Source organism: Rhizobium sp. BT-226, assembly GCF_025847085.2.
GTDB classification, from domain to species: domain Bacteria; phylum Pseudomonadota; class Alphaproteobacteria; order Rhizobiales; family Rhizobiaceae; genus Rhizobium; species Rhizobium sophorae.
This window is the reverse complement of the sequence record NZ_JAOYTI010000002.1, coordinates 1,043,439-1,058,678: the sequence shown is the minus strand read 5'-3', so window position 1 is coordinate 1,058,678 and position 15,240 is coordinate 1,043,439. Positions and strand designations below refer to the sequence as shown.

Genomic DNA, 15,240 nt, shown 5'->3' with positions numbered 1-15,240 from the left:
CTTAGTCTGCGTCGAAAACCAGAGGGAAAAGATGCCCCGGGTGCGGAATCTTTGAACAAACAGGAGAAGTCATGAGGTCAACCATCCTATGCGTGACGGCCGCCGCCGTTACCGCAGTCCTTGCTGCCGCGCCGGCCTATGCGCAGGAGCGCGTGGTCAACGTTTACAATTGGTCGGATTATATCGACGACTCCATCCTGACCGACTTCACCAAGGAAACCGGCATCAAGGTTGTCTACGACACCTTCGATTCCAACGAGACCGTGGAAACCAAGCTGCTTGCCGGCGGCACGGGTTATGACGTCGTCGTTCCCACCGCCGACTTCCTGCAGCGCCAGATCCAGGCCGGCGTCTTCCAGAAGCTCGACAAGTCGAAACTGCCGAACCTTTCCAACATGTGGGATGTGATCCAGCAGCGCACCGCCGAATATGACGCGGGTAATGAACACGCGGTCGATTACATGTGGGGTACGGACGGCATCGGCTACAACGTCAAGAAGGTCGCTGAAATCCTCGGTCCAGATGTCAAGCCCGGCCTCGAAGTGATCTTCGATCCGAAGGTCGCCGAAAAGTTCAAGGATTGCGGCATCTACGTTCTCGACACGCCGAAGGACGTCATCTCCACCGCGTTCCGTTATCTAGGCCTCGACCCGAACTCCACAAAGGCTGAGGATTTCAAGAAGGCCGAAGATCTGCTGACGGCCGTCCGCCCCAATATCCGTAAGTTCCACTCGTCCGAATACATCAATGCGCTTGCCAACGGCGACATCTGCATCGCCTTCGGCTATTCGGGCGACATGCTGCAGGCTCGCGATCGTGCGGCCGAAGCCAAGAACGGCGTCGAGGTCAATTATTCGATTCCCTCGCAGGGCGCCCAGATGTGGTTCGACATGATGGCTATCCCCGCCGATGCGCCCCATGTCGCGGAAGCGCACGAGTTCCTGAACTACATGATGAAGCCTGAGGTCATCGCCAAGGCGAGCGACCACACCTTCTATGCCAACGGCAACAAGGCTTCGCAGCAGTTCGTCAGCAAGGAGATTCTGGAAGACCCGGCGATCTATCCGACCGAAGAGGTGATGAAGAACCTCTTCACGGTTAAGCCGTGGGATCCGAAAACGCAGCGTCTGGGGACGCGCCTCTGGACGAAGGTCGTCACCGGCCAGTAATTCAGCCTAAGGCCCGGACGGAAACGTCCGGGCCTTTCAATTACCGGCCGGGGTGGAGGCCGGCAGAACCTTGTATTTCGGGGAATAATATGAAGTCTCTCGGCAATATCCGCCGCGCTTTTGCGCCTTGGACCGATCCGTCTGCAAAACCCTTCATTGCTTTCAAGAATGTCACCAAGCGCTTTGGCGATTTTACCGCCGTCGACGATCTGTCGCTGAACATCTATCACCGCGAGTTCTTCGCGCTGCTCGGCGCTTCGGGTTGCGGCAAGTCGACGCTGCTGCGCATGCTCGCCGGTTTCGAACAGCCGACCTCGGGCGAAATCGTGCTCGACGGCACCGACATGGCCGGCACGCCGCCCTACAGGCGGCCGGTCAACATGATGTTCCAGTCCTATGCGCTTTTCCCGCACATGACGGTCGAGAAGAATATCGCTTTCGGCCTGAGGCAGGACGGCATGTCGAAGGACGAGATGGCCGAGCGCGTCTCGCAGATGCTGAAGCTAGTCAAGCTGGAGCAGTTCGCCTCCCGCAAGCCGAACCAGCTTTCCGGCGGCCAGCGCCAGCGCGTGGCGCTGGCCCGCTCGCTTGCCAAGCGCCCGAAGGTGCTGCTGCTCGACGAACCGCTCGGCGCGCTCGACAAGAAGCTGCGCGAGGAAACCCAGTTCGAGCTGATGGACCTGCAGCAGAACCTCGGCCTCACCTTCGTCGTCGTCACCCATGACCAGGAAGAGGCGATGACCATGGCCGACCGGATCGCCGTCATGAGCCACGGCAAGGTCGTGCAGGTAGCGACGCCGGCGGAGATCTACGAGGCGCCGAATTCCCGCTTCGTCGCGGATTTCATCGGCGACGTGAACATCTTCGACGGCAAGGTCGCCTCATCGGGCAACGGCACCATCGAGATATCAATCGACAGCGGCTTCAGCGTGCGCGTCGCCGCTGCCGAGACGCCCTCGGCCGGCAGCGCCGTCGGCTTCGCCATCCGGCCGGAAAAGATGCGGGTCGGGCGTACGCCTCCCGCCAACGCTTCGGTCAACGCCGCGAGAGGCGAACTCTGGGATATCGCCTATCTCGGCGACATGACCGTCTTCCATGTGAAATTGCAGAGCGGCACTATCGTCAAGGCCTCGTCCCTCAATGCGCAGCGCTCCGTCGACGACCCCTTCACCTACGATCAGGAAGTCTGGGTCTCTTTCGATGAGAACGCCGGCATTCTGCTGAAGGATTGACATCATGGGCAAGCTCACCTCCGGCCTCTACAATCGCCTCGTCATCGCCATCCCCTATACTTGGCTGCTGCTCTTCTTCCTGGCGCCCTTCTTCATCGTCTTCCGCATCTCGCTGTCGACGACGGCGATCGCCATGCCGCCTTACGAGCCGGTCTTCTCGCTTGCCGACGGTTGGGCAGGGCTCTGGAGCAAGATCGGAGAGCTCTCCTTCGACAACTACAGCTACCTCACCGAAGACTCGCTCTATTTCAATGCCTATGTCTCGAGCGTGGTGATTGCCGGAATCTCCACCTTCCTCACACTGCTGATCGCCTATCCGATTGCCTATGGCATGGCACAGGCGCCGCGCACCATCCGCCCGACGCTGGTGATGCTGGTCATCCTGCCGTTCTGGACAAGCTTCCTGATCCGCGTTTATTCCTGGATCGCGATCCTGAAGCCGGAAGGGCTTTTTAACCAGCTTCTTCTGTCGCTGCACATCATCGACAGCCCGCTGATCATCCTCAACACCAATACCGCCGTCTATATCGGCATCGTCTATTCCTATCTGCCCTTCATGGTGTTGCCGCTCTATTCGGCTCTGGAAAAGATGGACGGTACGCTCATCGAAGCGGCGCAGGATCTTGGTTGCACGCCGATCAAGGCCTTCTGGCGCGTCACCTTTCCGCTGTCGATCCCCGGCGTGGTGGCTGGCTGCATGCTGGTCTTCATCCCCGCCGTCGGTGAATTCGTCATTCCCGACCTGCTCGGCGGTTCGCAGACGCTGATGATCGGCAAGACGCTCTGGAACGAATTCAATGCCAACCGCGATTGGCCGGTCTCCTCGGCGGTAGCAACGATCCTGCTGATGATCCTGGTGATCCCGATCGTTTTCTTCCAGAACGCCCAGGCCAAGGCTGAAGAGCGGGGGAAATAAGTCATGCTGAGATGGACCCGTTTCAACATCATCTCCGTCACGCTCGGCTTTGCCTTTCTCTACCTGCCGATCGTGCTGCTGGTGATCTTCTCCTTCAACGAATCGAAGCTCGTCACCGTCTGGGGCGGCTTCTCCACCAAGTGGTATGTCTCGCTGCTCTCGAACCAGGGCCTGCTCGACGCCGCCTGGGTGACGATCCGTGTCGGCCTGCTGTCGGCAACGGCCGCAACCATCCTCGGCACGATGGCGGCGCTGACGCTGGTGCGCTACACGCGCTTTCGTGGTCGCATGCTGTTTTCGGGCATGATCTACGCGCCGCTCGTCATGCCTGACGTCATCACCGGCCTGTCGCTGCTGCTGCTCTTCGTCGCGATCGGTTTCGACCGCGGCTTCTGGACGATCACGCTCGCGCATACGACGCTGACCATGTGCTTCGTCGCCGTCGTCGTGCAGTCGCGCCTGTTGAGCTTCGATCAATCGATCGAGGAAGCGGCGCAGGATCTCGGCGCGCCGCCGGTGCGGACTTTCTTCGAGATCACCCTGCCGATCATCGCGCCGGCTGTGCTTTCCGGCTGGATCCTTGCCTTCACCCTGTCGCTCGACGATCTGGTGATCGCCAGTTTCACGTCAGGGCCAGGCGCCACCACGCTGCCGATGAGGATCTACAGTCAGGTGCGCCTCGGTGTGACGCCGGAAATCAATGCGGTGTGCACGATCCTGATCGCGATCGTGACCGTTGGTGTCATCTGCGCCTCGATCGTCACCAAGCGCCGTGAAATCCAGCGCCAGCGGGACGAGCGTGCGGCAGCCGCCGGCGCCTGATGCCGTGCGACGCGCTTTATTGCGCCTGAGGCGTATTGCCGAAAAGCGGAACTGGCGAGATCACCGGGTTCGGCCATGAGCCGCCGATGAAGAACGGCAGAAGCGGCAGCTCCGCTGCCTTGGCCGGATCGGTCGCCGCCAGCGATCCGGAAAGCGCCAGCCCGTTCGACTGATAGGTGATGACGCCGGAAAGCGTCAGCGTCTGTGTGACGCCGGCAATGCGGGCGTCGTGCATTTCGGCAGAGCCGTTGGCGAAATCGGCCTGAAGGTTGAGCTGGTTGAAGGCGAAGGCGCCGCCTGCTGCCGCGCTCAGCGGAAAGAACGGTTTTTCGGCCGCCTGCGTCCGGACTGCTGCAGCATCGATGCCGGGAATCGTGCCTTCCCTGGTCCAGAAGTGCAGCCTGCCGGTGACGTCGGCAAGGCCGGTCGTCCAGATCGCCTTCGGCGACTGCAGGTCGAGATCGAGCGATCCGGTCGCAAGCGGCAGCGGACCCTTCAGCTGCAGGCGCTCGGCAAGGGCTGCGAAATCGGCATTGCGGATCGACAGCTGCAGCTTGCCGCCGCCGTCGAAGTCGCGCTGCGTCGCTTCCAGATGCGCGGTCATTTCACCGCCTTCGAACTGGCTGTCGCCAATATCGAATTTCGCCTCGCCGCCGGCAACGATCATGCTGGCGCCGACATCGGAAAGCTCGAAGAGACCCATCTGCGCGCGCCGTGCCGAAAGCCTGACGTCGACATCCAGCACCCGCAGCGGTCCGCTGATGCCGGCGGAGATTTCCTCCGCCTCGCCGGCTGCGAGCCTGAGCGCGAAGGCGTCGAGGAAAGGCTTGAGGTTCATCTGGTCGAAGGCGAGCGTGCCGCCGATTTTCGGTCGTTTGCCGGGTTGGGTGAAAAGGTCCATCACCCCGGTGGCGCTTGCTTCGTTCAGCGAGAGGCTGAGATTGTTGAAGCGCAGCCCGTTGCCCGACGACATGATATCGGATTCCAGCGAGGCGCTCTTCAGCGTTGCGATGCCGGGGATCGATTTGCCCGACCATGTCAGAAGTCCGGGCACATCGGGAATGCTGGCGCTGATATTGCCGGAAAAGGCCGAAAGGCTGGCGATGCTGGCAATGCCCTGGAAGTGCGCGGTCAAAAGGTTTGATGTGAGTGACGTCCGTGTCTCGGCATTCCTGCCGGCAAAGGCGAGCAGCGGCTGGCGCGAGGCGAAATCGACCTTCAGGTCCTCGCCGTTGATGCGGGCGATGACCACTGCCGAGATCGCGCCGGATAGTCTCGGCCAGGCGATATCGGCGGTGACGCTGTCGAAATGATAGGTCGTGGCGGACTTGATGTCGGTGACTACAAGCGTGCCGTCCTCGACGGTCACCGCGCCGATCTCGGCATCGAGATCGGGATCGAGCACCTCAGCTCCGTTTTCGTAGCGTACGCCGCTGATCGCGCGCGCGAGCAGGCCGGCATAACTCCAGTCGATCAGCCCTTTTTCGTCGCGCGTCAGCGCCAGCTTGGGGCGCACCAGGTGGAACTCGTGGAAACTCGTCCGGCCTCTCAACGCGTCGATGAGGCTGAAATCGGCCGACAGGCTTTCAATGCTGCCGAGCAGCTTGTCGCCGCTTTCGCGCGGTTGGCGGATGGTGATCTGGTTCAGCGTGATGCGTGGCGTCGGCCAGAATTCGAGAACCGGACTACCCTTGATCTCGGCATGGTAGCCCGTCCATTTCGACAGCGTGTCCTCGATGCCGGAGCGCACGAAACCGGTCGAGATGAGATAGGGGGCGGCAACCCTGAGCGCCACGAAAAGCGCCAGCGCGATCAGCAGGAATACCGTCGACAGGCGGGCGAAGGCCGGAAGCCAGCGCGAAACGGGTCCGATCTTCCTGCGCCACCTGCGATGTCTTGACGTGCTCATGATCTCCGCCGGCAAATTCAGCCGGTCATCCCGTTATGCGCTGATTTCGCCGGATATAGGAAATATCAGGCATATGCAAATCCCTACAGCGCCGCGCGTCTTTTCAGACGCGCAAAGGACGCTGTAGCACTTTCAATTAAATAGTTGGAGCATGATGTCGTCCGAAAATCGCTCGCACTTTTCGACATCATTTACCAGGCGTCGGATCGCGTCGGTTCCACGCTTTATAATGCAATGCAGCATGGTATAAGGACGGCATTGGGGAGGAGGATTGAATGCAGGATAACAGACCACTTTGGGTGCCCTCGGCGGATGCCGTTGCAAAAAGCCCGATCCATGCCTTCATGGAGCGCTGCAATGCCGATTTCGGGCTTTCTCTTTCAGGCTTTGAGGATCTGCATGCATGGTCGGTGGCCGAGCGAGAGAATTTCTGGTCGACCGTCTGGGATTTCTGCGGCGTCAAGGGAGAGCGTGGCGCAGAGGTGTTAGCCAATGGCGACCGCATGCTGGACGCCCGCTTCTTTCCCGATGCGACGCTGAACTTCGCCGAAAACCTGCTGTCGGGCCGCGGTGAGGGTGATGCCATCATCTTCCGCGGCGAGGACAAGGCCGAGGACCGCTGGTCGTGGGACCGGCTGCGTGTGCTGGTCTCGAAGCTGCAGCAGGCCTTCGCAGCACGCGGCATCGGCAAGGGTGACCGCATCGCCGCGATGATGCCGAACATGCCGGAAACCGTCGCCGCCATGCTCGCCGCCGCCTCGATCGGCGCCATCTGGTCGTCTTGTTCTCCTGATTTCGGCGAGCAGGGTGTACTCGACCGCTTCGGCCAGATTGAGCCGAGGCTGTTCATCGCCTGCGATGCCTATTGGTATTCCGGCAAGCTGCAGGATGTCGGCGCCAAGGTCGCCACGGTCGCAAAAAGCCTGGGTGTCCCGACGGTCATCGTCCATTACGCCGGCGATGCGGAGGCCGTGGCGCGCCAGACGCCGGGGGCTTTAACGCTCGAGGCCTTTGTCGCGCCCTATGAGGCAAGGGAGGTCGAGTTCACCCGGCTTGGCTTTTCCCACCCGCTCTACATCCTCTTTTCGTCGGGCACGACAGGCGTGCCGAAATGCATCGTGCATTCGGCCGGCGGCACGCTGCTGCAGCACCTCAAGGAGCAGCGGCTGCATTGCGGCCTGCAGGCGGGCGAGAAGCTGTTCTATTTCACCACCTGCGGCTGGATGATGTGGAACTGGCTGGTCAGCGGGCTGGCCAGCGGCGCGACGCTCTGCCTGTTCGACGGCTCGCCCTTCGCCCCCGATGGCAACGTGCTGTTCGACTATGCCGAGGCCGAAAAATTCGCCATCTTCGGCACCTCGGCGAAATATATCGACGCGGTGCGCAAGGGTGGGCTGACGCCGCGCGTCAGCCACGATCTCTCCAGCCTGCGGCTGATGACCTCCACCGGCTCGCCGCTGTCGCCGGAGGGATTCACCTTCGTCTATGAGGGCATCAAGGAAGACGTACAGCTCGCCTCGATCTCAGGCGGCACCGATATCGTCTCCTGCTTCGTGCTCGGCAATCCGCTGCAGCCGGTCTGGCGCGGCGAGATCCAGGGACCTGGCCTCGGCCTTGTGGTCGACGTCTGGAACGATGACGGCAAGCCGGTGCGCGGGGAGAAGGGTGAACTGGTCTGCACCAAGGCCTTTCCCTCGATGCCGGTGATGTTCTGGAACGACCCCGATGGCGCCAAATATCGCGCCGCCTATTTCGACCGGTTCGACAATGTCTGGTGCCACGGCGATTTCGCCGAATGGACGGAGCATGGCGGTTTGATCATCCACGGCCGCTCGGATGCGACGCTCAATCCTGGCGGCGTGCGCATCGGCACGGCCGAGATCTACAATCAGGTGGAGCAGATGGAGGAGGTGGCCGAGGCGCTATGTATCGGCCAGGACTGGGACGACGACGTGCGCGTCATCCTCTTCGTCCGCCTTGCCCCAGATGTGAGGTTGACCGAGGATCTCGTCAAGGCGATCAAGACGCGCATCCGCACCGGCGCCTCGCCGCGGCACGTGCCGGCGAAGATCATCGCGGTTGCCGATATTCCCCGCACCAAATCCGGCAAGATCGTCGAGCTTGCCGTGCGCGAGGTCGTTCACGGCCGGCCGGTGAAGAACCAGGAAGCGCTTGCCAATCCAGAGGCGCTGCGGCTCTTCGCCGGGCTAAGCGAACTGAAGGATTGATAGTACTCTTAAGCTAGAAGCTTTCACCATCTATCAATTTTCTGTCATGGAAACCTTTCGTTAAGAAAGGTTTGTCAAATGTAAAGCTAACTTGGGGCCGCACATGAACGAGGCGGCTGGAGCCTTCGGGCTTACAACATGACGTTGATCGACTGAGCTCTTGTTGAACAGCACCAAATTCCAAGGCGGCCTCGTGGCTGCCTTTTCTTTATCAACCGGCCAGCACCCGCTGCGACGGGAAGGTGATCTCGACGAGCGTGCCCTCGTTCGGCGCCGAATTGATCGAGAAGGTCGCGCGGTTGGCATCGACCATCGCCTTGGTCAGCGGCAGGCCGAGGCCGGTGCCGTCGCCGCGGTGGCGCGATTGGGTCGAGGAGACCTGCCGGAACGGCTTCATCGCCTGGTCGAGCTCGCTGCGCGTCATGCCGATGCCGGTATCGCGGACCCTGAGGACAACGCTGCCATTCGCCTCATAGGACGTCGAAACGACGATCTGCCCGCCTGACGGGGTGAAGCGGATGGCGTTCGACAGGATGTTGAGCGCGATCTGCTTGATCGAGCGCAGATCCGCCACGACCTCAGGCACTGCATGCGACAGCGCCGTGCGGATGATGACGCGCTGGCTGTTCGCCTGCGGCTGTACCAGAGCCACGGCCTCGGAGACCGCCTCATTGAGGCCGACGGCAGCAAAATCGAGATCCATCTCGCCCGCCTCGATCTTCGAAATGTCGAGCAGGTCGTTGACGATGTCGAGGACATGCCTGCCGGAGCGGCCGATGTCGTTGGCATATTCGATATAACGCGGATGGCCGATCGGCCCGAAACGCTCGCCGGCCATCATGTCGGAAAAGCCGATGATGGCGTTGAGCGGCGTGCGGATCTCGTGGCTGACGCGGGCGAGGAAATCGGTCTTGTGGGCGTTGGCGGTTTCGGCCGCACCCTTGGCGTTGCGCAACTCGTCTTCGGTGCGCTTCCATTGGGTGATGTCGCGGATGACGGCGCAATAGCCGTTGGAGGAGGTGAGCTGGCCCATCGTCATGAACAGCGGCACGAAGCCGCCGGCGGCCTCGCGGCCGATCACTTCACGCCCGTCGTTCAACACGCTTGCCACGCCATGGCCGGAGAGGCCGTTCAGATAGTCGATGACCGCCTTCTGGCTCTCATGGGCAAACAGCATGACGAAGGGTTTGCCGCGCGTCTCCTGTTCGTCATAATTGAAAAGCGCGCTGGCCGACCGGTTCATCGAGCGGATATCGCCCTCCGTGCCGATGACGACGACGCCGTCGGTCGCCGTTTCCAGGATCGAGCGCAATTCTTCCACTTCGACCTGGAGTTTAGCGACCTTCTCGACCATCCGCTCGGGGCGGCCTTCGGAGCGGCCCTCGGACCGGTTTACATCGCTGCGGCCATCTTCCTTACCCTCCACCGGCATCAGCGCCAGCATCAGGGCGTTGGCGTCTTCCCAGCGCACCGATTGCAGCCGCGCAGTCACCGGCGCCAGCGTATCGTCGGCCTTGACGAGCATCATGGTACCGGAGCCTGCGGCCTTCTCCTCGAGTTCGCGGCGCTGCAGCAGGGCTTCGATGCCGCCCACTTCGCGCAATGCGTCGAGTGAACCGTAGCCCGTCAGCCGCATGAATTCCGGATTGGCATGGATCAGCGCATCGCCGATATGGATGAGCACGGCGACAGGCAGTTGATCGACCGTGCCCACCGAAAGCCCGTCCGTCATCTTGATGCGCGGCGGGATGAAGCTGGTGAGAACCTCGATCTGGCTGGCCGTCTCCTCCAGCCCTTCCGTCGCCTCGTCCTCGGCGATGACAATCGGTTCTTCAGCGGCACCGTCGTCTTCGTGCTCTGCCTCGACGGCATTCTCGAAGATCGCCTGCTGCGGCGCGATTTCCTCGGGCGACGGTATATCAGCCTTGTCGGCGGGAGTTTCGGCCTCGAACTCTTCGGGTCCGGAGGCCTCTTCGAAGCCGGCCGTTTCCGTGACGGCGGGTTCAGCCGGCGCCGCGGCGCTGGGTTCCATCGGCGCCGGGGCGACAGGCTCTTCCTTACGCGTGCCGAAGGCTTCGAGCCGCTTGGCGATCTCGCGGAAATTGGCCTGTTCGGCAGCCGTCAGTCCGGCGCCGCTGTTGTGGAGCTGAACGATCTTGTCGGAGAAACGGCGATTGGGCGTTTCCGAAATCCGAAGCGCCGGCGGCTCGTCCGAAACATCCGCTGCCGGCTCGGCGGCAGGTGCTTCGTCGGCGCCGACCGCCTGTTCTTCTACGGCACTCTCCGGCGCTGATGTCTCCACGATCGCCTCTTCGGCAGTGATCTCTTCCGATCCTGTCTCTTCGGTCTCCGGCTCGGCTGCCGTAAACGCTTGGTCGTCGATCTCTTCCGCTGCAATGGTTTCGGCCGAGACCTCTTGGGGGGCGGCTTCCGCTTCATCTGCCACTTCGGCGACGGGCTCTGCCACCGGGCCGAGGCTCGCTGCATCATGGCCGATACCATCAGGGCCGAGTGTCAGGCCGAGCGCCAGCGGATCTTCCTGCGCATCCGAAAGCCTAACGACGCCAAAACCGCGGAAACCATCGAAGTCGCGGTTGCGGGTATAGGTCGGCAACGCCGCCAGATCGACCGGAACGACGAGACTGGTGCCTTCGACCGGCCAGAGGATCGTCTTGCCCGACCATGTGTCGCGGCGGGCGAGCGCCTCGGAAAGCTTGCCGTCGGGATCGAGATTGAAGAGGGCGGCGACATCGCCGAAGGCAGAGCCGATGATGTCGGACGCATGCGGACCGACGGCCTCGGCAAATTCGTGGCTGACCTCGTTGAACCGGCCTTCGGCGTCGATCTTCCAGACGAAGCGCGTGGCGCGGCTGTTCGGCCTGAAGACGAAGCCGGGCTCCGCCGCAAGCTGAGGGGCAGGGGTGGCATCGGAGACAGCAGGCGTTACGATGGCGGTGTCTTCGTGGCCCGCTTCCGGTGCGTCGTCGATGGGCGTTTCGCTGGCTTCAACAGGCGGCTCCGCCGCAGCCGTTTCCACCGTCTCCGCAATGGAGGTCACATCGTCCTCGATGACCGCGGCGGGCTCGGTGGCCTCATCCGCGCTGCTATCGATCATGTCGCCGTCGCTCTCCGGCTCCGCATCCGCGGCAGGATGCGTCTCTTCAATCGCCTCGTCTGCGGATGCCGCGGCTGTTTCGGCGGGCTGTTCGTTTTCGCCGGCGATCTCCTCGAGCGTCTCCTCGACCTCTTCGATCCCCGAGACCGCGTCGATGATCTCGGTGAAGCCTGCGACGGCGACAGGTTCGTCTTGACGCAGTTCGGCCGGCGGCGCGCTTTCTTCCTGTGCGGGCGCATCGATTGAATCGAGCGCGGGCGCATCGATCGCGTCGAGCGCGGGCGCTTCGACCGCGTCGAGATGACCGATCGCAGTCTCCACGGCAAAGAGCAGATTGAGCGCCGGATCGTCGCTGAGTTTGCCGACCGCGGCCGGAAGATTGCCTCTGCCGGTGGCGACAGGTCGTTTCACCAGCCGGTCGGGATGCGCGCCGGCAAGGTTGATCAAGGTCTTTGCCGTCAGCTCGGAGATCCCGAGCGAGGCAAAGCCCGGAGAAGCGGCGATAACCTCGCCATTGGCGCCGATCACCGCCATATGCGTGTCGGGATCATCAAGTCCCTGTAGCATCTGAGCGGCCGATGCGCCGGCCGCGAGTGGCTTTGCCGAGACCGGCACCGAAAACAGGATGGCCTTTTCGCCTTGGGAAAGCCGGATCAGTTCGGCAGCCGCCTGCACCTGCGCACGCTGAAAGCCCTTGGCGACGCGGATCATCAGGCTTCTGTTGTCACCGATATCGGTCAGCTGGCGCGCGGCGGTTTCCAGCTGGCGGAAGGTGATGTCGGTGCGGTCGACCCCCTGATCGAGCAGGTCATAGACTGCCGAATGGCCGAAAAGCTCCGCACCCGCACCGTTCGCCCAGAGCAGGCGCGCAAGATCGGCCGAAAACAGCACCATGGCCTCGCCGCGTGAAAAGCGTTCCCGCACCCGTGCGTGCACGGCGATATCGATGAACGGATATTGGACTGCGGGCATGTTCGAACCTTGTCGCTGTCGGCCTTCTTAAATTAACGGCTTATTAATAACTGCGGGGCGCATGCCGGTCCAGAAGAGGAGGGGGTTTTCGGCCGGAAAGGTTAACGTCTTGTGCACTGCACAATAATTGTTGCAATGCACAATAAAATGTCTTATATAAGCATCATCCCAACTATGCAGGCAGCGGCTGCCTCAACCCAAAGGATGCGACCCATGGCTACCATAAAGACCGACGACGTTTTTTCAATCGCTTCTTTCGACCCGTCCAAGTTCACGGAATCCTTCCGTGAATTCGCCGAAAAGGGCGCTCAGCAGTCGAAGGATGCATATGCCAAGCTGAAGACCGCTGGCGAGGAAGCCGGCAAGACGCTCGAAGCCACCGTCCAGACGGCACAGGCCGGCAGCGTCGAGATCGGCCTGAAGGCGATCGACATCCTGCGCATCAATTCCGAGAACTCGCTGTCGCACTTCGAAGCGCTGCTCGGCGTCAAGTCGCCGGCCGAATTCTTCGAGCTGCAGACCTCGTTCATCCGCAAGCAGGCCGAACTCACCGTCGAGCAGGCGAAGTCGATCCAGGAAACCACCAAGCAGGTGGCCGAAAAGCTCGCAAAGCCCTCCAAGGACGCCGCCGAAAAGGCCATGGCTTCCTTCAAGGTTGCCTGATCGGTCCTTACCGATCGGAGATAAAAGGCTGGACCTCGCGTCCAGCCTTTTTGTATATTGACGAGGAATGGGACTTGAATTCCTCGCCAAGTCCTCGTATGTGACCCCCGTCGCGCCAAGCGCGATTTATGCGGTTGTAGCTCAGTTGGTTAGAGCGCAGGTTTGTGGCACCTGAGGTCGGAGGTTCGAGACCCCCCAACCGTACCATTTTCCCACGGTCAGAATGAAAACCCGGTTCCTATCCTTTCGATGGAACCCATGTCGCACCGGGTCGTTCTCCAAGGGGAGAATATGCATGTCGAAAACCCTGCTCTACGGTGCGACCAAGATCGACGAGACGAACAGCGCTTATGCGCCGATCGAAAGCCTCGCTCAGTTCCAGTGGAAGAACCGCGTCTTCATCCTTTTCGCCGACAGGGATAATTCCCGCGCCGCCCGGCAGGAGAACCAGCTGCTGGCCGACTGCTCGGCCCTCGATGAGCGCGACCTAGTGGTGCTGAAGGTTTCCGGCGCCGGCGTTCGACCGCTCTTCGGTGCGGCTGACGGCCTCAACGGCGAAGCGATCCGCCGCGATCTCGAGGCGACGGAGGTCGGCGAATTCGCCGCTTTCCTTCTCGGCAAGGACGGCACCGTGAAGCTCAAGGTCAGCGAGCCGATTACCGATGGCGAGCTCTTCGCCATCATCGACAGCATGCCGATGCGTGCTGCCGAATCGCTGAAGCCGGACAAGTAGCCCCGGTCGAACGTCGCGTTTATTCCAACATCATGAAAAGGGAGGCGGTCATGTCCGTGCCCAACGAACCCATTCCTGATCAGCCGCCGATGCCCGGGCCCGGCTGGAAGCCGGTGCCGCCGATCAAGGAACCGGAGCCGGACAGGCTTCCTGATGAAGCGCCGGTTCCGAACCCGGATGAGAACGACGAGCCGGCCAAGCACGTCTCCTAAAGAAAAATTTGCCGTTCGGCGCTGACGAGTTCCTGCAGGAAATCGATGACGCTCCGGACGCGTAGCAGGTCGCGCGCCGTTTCGTGATAGGTCGTCCAGTAGGCGCGCCGGATCGAAACCTCCGGCAGAATGCGCTGGAGTTCCGGATACTGCCTGGCGATATAGTCGTGCAGGATGCCGATGCCGGCGCCTGTTCGTACCGCCTCCGTCTGTCCGATCGCCGTCGAAATCTCGAAGCCTGCATCCCAGCTTCGCATGACTGCACCGGAAAAATTCAGCGACGCAGTGAAGATCAGGTCTTCGACATAGCCGATGCGGCGATGCTCCTTGAGCGCGTCGATATCGGCAGGTGCTCCCTGTGACGCCAGATAATCCCGTGAGGCATAAAGGCCGAGTGTGTAATCCGTCAGCTTCGAGGAAACGAGCCGGCCTTGGTCCGGTCGCTCCAGCGTGATGGCGATATCGGCCTCGCGCTGCGAGAGTGAGAAAGAGCGCGGCACCGGCACGAGTTGGATCTTCAGTGCCGGATGGCGCTCGATCAACCTGCCCATGCGCGGCGCAAGAAAGGAAACACCGAAGCCGTCGGGCGCGCCGACACGCACGGTTCCGGCAATTGCCGTATCGGTGTGGCCGAGGCTGGCCTGTACTGCGAGCATTTCCGTTTCCATCCGCTCTGCGGATGCCAGAAACACTTCACCTTCGGCCGTCAGCTCGCAGCCATTCGTGCGGCGGATGAAAAGCCGCGTCTTCAGCGCCTCTTCCAGCGACGTCAGTCGACGCGAGAGTGTCGCGTGATTGAGCCCCAGCCGCTTCGAGGCGGCAAGGATCTGCCCGGTACGGGCAACGGCGAGGAAAATCCGAACATCGTCCCAGTTCATGGCTTGGCACGCATTGCGATCGGATCAACCTCGGTAAGTGTCAGCGATGTGACCATATGCACCGTCTGGTTTTTGTACTTCAGGAAATGCGGTGTCCGCAGATGGGCCTCGTATGCTTTCTGGTCGGCGTAGACTTCAAGGATACGGATCCGGTTTGGGGTGTCCCTGATGGAGACAGCGCTCAGGGAAAGGACGCCGTCTTCCAGCGCGACGGACGCTTCGATTTCTTCCTTGAGCAATGCGCGATATGATTCAAGCGTTTCCGGATCGATCTCCAGCTCCGCCATTCTGACGACGGGTTTCCGGTTCATCGGTGTGACCTCCCTACGGTTTAACTTGTCGTCGTTTGACTTGTGGGCGTGCCGTACCAAATTTGAAAGCAGCGGCAGCG

The 15,240-nt window shown here is 61.5% G+C and carries 12 protein-coding genes and 1 tRNA gene; 9 read left to right on the top strand and 4 right to left on the bottom strand.

Features of this window, described 5'->3' with window-relative positions; all coding sequences use genetic code 11:
- The first annotated feature begins 71 nt into the window (after nucleotides 1–71).
- The 4 genes from OIU37_RS15435 to OIU37_RS15420 all read left to right on the top strand — a co-directional run bounded on the left by OIU37_RS15435 (nucleotide 72) and on the right by OIU37_RS15420 (nucleotide 4,139).
- Nucleotides 72–1,169: a polyamine ABC transporter substrate-binding protein gene (locus tag OIU37_RS15435; protein WP_168310465.1), complete on the top strand. Its 1,098-nt coding sequence runs from the start codon at nucleotides 72–74 to the stop codon at nucleotides 1,167–1,169.
- A gap of 89 nt (nucleotides 1,170–1,258) precedes the next feature.
- Nucleotides 1,259–2,401, top strand: a complete 1,143-nt coding sequence (locus OIU37_RS15430; RefSeq protein WP_003545607.1) for an ABC transporter ATP-binding protein — start codon at nucleotides 1,259–1,261, stop codon at nucleotides 2,399–2,401.
- A 4-nt stretch (nucleotides 2,402–2,405) separates the two neighbouring features.
- A complete protein-coding gene (locus tag OIU37_RS15425; RefSeq protein WP_129417974.1) occupies nucleotides 2,406–3,317 on the top strand; it encodes an ABC transporter permease subunit in 912 nt (303 codons plus the stop codon).
- 3 nt (nucleotides 3,318–3,320) lie between these two features.
- A complete protein-coding gene (locus OIU37_RS15420) occupies nucleotides 3,321–4,139 on the top strand; it encodes an ABC transporter permease (protein WP_138334326.1) in 819 nt (272 codons plus the stop codon).
- A gap of 16 nt (nucleotides 4,140–4,155) precedes the next feature.
- On the opposite strand, the gene OIU37_RS15415 is transcribed toward OIU37_RS15420, so the two are convergent.
- Nucleotides 4,156–6,048 carry an AsmA-like C-terminal region-containing protein gene (locus tag OIU37_RS15415; RefSeq protein WP_264258005.1) on the bottom strand — a complete coding sequence of 631 codons (1,893 nt, stop codon included), beginning with the start codon at nucleotides 6,046–6,048 and terminating at the stop codon, nucleotides 4,156–4,158.
- A 275-nt stretch (nucleotides 6,049–6,323) separates the two neighbouring features.
- On the opposite strand from OIU37_RS15415, the gene OIU37_RS15410 reads away from it, so the two are divergent.
- Nucleotides 6,324–8,276, top strand: coding sequence for an acetoacetate--CoA ligase (locus OIU37_RS15410; RefSeq protein WP_264258004.1), 1,953 nt, complete (start codon nucleotides 6,324–6,326; stop codon nucleotides 8,274–8,276).
- A 211-nt stretch (nucleotides 8,277–8,487) separates the two neighbouring features.
- Here the strand turns inward: OIU37_RS15410 and OIU37_RS15405 are convergent, their stop codons facing one another.
- Nucleotides 8,488–12,363 (bottom strand): ATP-binding protein, encoded by a 3,876-nt coding sequence (locus OIU37_RS15405; RefSeq protein ID WP_264258003.1) that lies wholly within the window; start codon nucleotides 12,361–12,363, stop codon nucleotides 8,488–8,490.
- A gap of 213 nt (nucleotides 12,364–12,576) precedes the next feature.
- Here OIU37_RS15405 and OIU37_RS15400 point away from each other — a divergent pair, with 213 nt between their 5' ends.
- From OIU37_RS15400 to OIU37_RS15385, 4 genes are all read left to right on the top strand, one after another.
- Nucleotides 12,577–13,026, top strand: coding sequence for a phasin (locus tag OIU37_RS15400; RefSeq protein WP_003545621.1), 450 nt, complete (start codon nucleotides 12,577–12,579; stop codon nucleotides 13,024–13,026).
- Nucleotides 13,027–13,156: 130 nt separating this feature from the next.
- Nucleotides 13,157–13,233, top strand: a tRNA-His gene (locus OIU37_RS15395).
- An 88-nt stretch (nucleotides 13,234–13,321) separates the two neighbouring features.
- Nucleotides 13,322–13,759 carry a DUF4174 domain-containing protein gene (locus tag OIU37_RS15390; RefSeq protein WP_264258002.1) on the top strand — a complete coding sequence of 146 codons (438 nt, stop codon included), beginning with the start codon at nucleotides 13,322–13,324 and terminating at the stop codon, nucleotides 13,757–13,759.
- Nucleotides 13,760–13,809: 50 nt separating this feature from the next.
- Nucleotides 13,810–13,971 (top strand): hypothetical protein, encoded by a 162-nt coding sequence (locus OIU37_RS15385; protein ID WP_171601560.1) that lies wholly within the window; start codon nucleotides 13,810–13,812, stop codon nucleotides 13,969–13,971.
- On the opposite strand, the gene OIU37_RS15380 is transcribed toward OIU37_RS15385, so the two are convergent.
- Both OIU37_RS15380 and OIU37_RS15375 read right to left on the bottom strand, forming a co-directional pair.
- Nucleotides 13,968–14,849 carry a LysR family transcriptional regulator gene (locus tag OIU37_RS15380; protein ID WP_171601559.1) on the bottom strand — a complete coding sequence of 294 codons (882 nt, stop codon included), beginning with the start codon at nucleotides 14,847–14,849 and terminating at the stop codon, nucleotides 13,968–13,970. The two genes, OIU37_RS15385 and OIU37_RS15380, sit on opposite strands and share 4 nt — an antisense overlap.
- On the bottom strand, nucleotides 14,846–15,160 hold the full coding sequence (locus tag OIU37_RS15375) for a putative quinol monooxygenase (protein ID WP_264258001.1): 315 nt from the start codon (nucleotides 15,158–15,160) through the stop codon (nucleotides 14,846–14,848). The genes OIU37_RS15380 and OIU37_RS15375 overlap by 4 nt, the downstream gene beginning before the upstream one ends.
- Nucleotides 15,161–15,240: the final 80 nt, after the last annotated feature.

Bases quoted from the DNA above. Each gene is read 5' to 3' on its own strand.
- OIU37_RS15435 (WP_168310465.1), top strand. From the start codon at position 72: ATGAGGTCAACCATCCTATGCGTGACGGCCGCCGCCGTTACCGCAGTC.
- OIU37_RS15430 (WP_003545607.1), top strand. From the start codon at position 1,259: ATGAAGTCTCTCGGCAATATCCGCCGCGCTTTTGCGCCTTGGACCGAT.
- OIU37_RS15425 (WP_129417974.1), top strand. From the start codon at position 2,406: ATGGGCAAGCTCACCTCCGGCCTCTACAATCGCCTCGTCATCGCCATC.
- OIU37_RS15420 (WP_138334326.1), top strand. From the start codon at position 3,321: ATGCTGAGATGGACCCGTTTCAACATCATCTCCGTCACGCTCGGCTTT.
- OIU37_RS15415 (WP_264258005.1), bottom strand. From the start codon at position 6,048: ATGAGCACGTCAAGACATCGCAGGTGGCGCAGGAAGATCGGACCCGTT.
- OIU37_RS15410 (WP_264258004.1), top strand. From the start codon at position 6,324: ATGCAGGATAACAGACCACTTTGGGTGCCCTCGGCGGATGCCGTTGCA.
- OIU37_RS15405 (WP_264258003.1), bottom strand. From the start codon at position 12,363: ATGCCCGCAGTCCAATATCCGTTCATCGATATCGCCGTGCACGCACGG.
- OIU37_RS15400 (WP_003545621.1), top strand. From the start codon at position 12,577: ATGGCTACCATAAAGACCGACGACGTTTTTTCAATCGCTTCTTTCGAC.
- OIU37_RS15390 (WP_264258002.1), top strand. From the start codon at position 13,322: ATGTCGAAAACCCTGCTCTACGGTGCGACCAAGATCGACGAGACGAAC.
- OIU37_RS15385 (WP_171601560.1), top strand. From the start codon at position 13,810: ATGTCCGTGCCCAACGAACCCATTCCTGATCAGCCGCCGATGCCCGGG.
- OIU37_RS15380 (WP_171601559.1), bottom strand. From the start codon at position 14,849: ATGAACTGGGACGATGTTCGGATTTTCCTCGCCGTTGCCCGTACCGGG.
- OIU37_RS15375 (WP_264258001.1), bottom strand. From the start codon at position 15,160: ATGAACCGGAAACCCGTCGTCAGAATGGCGGAGCTGGAGATCGATCCG.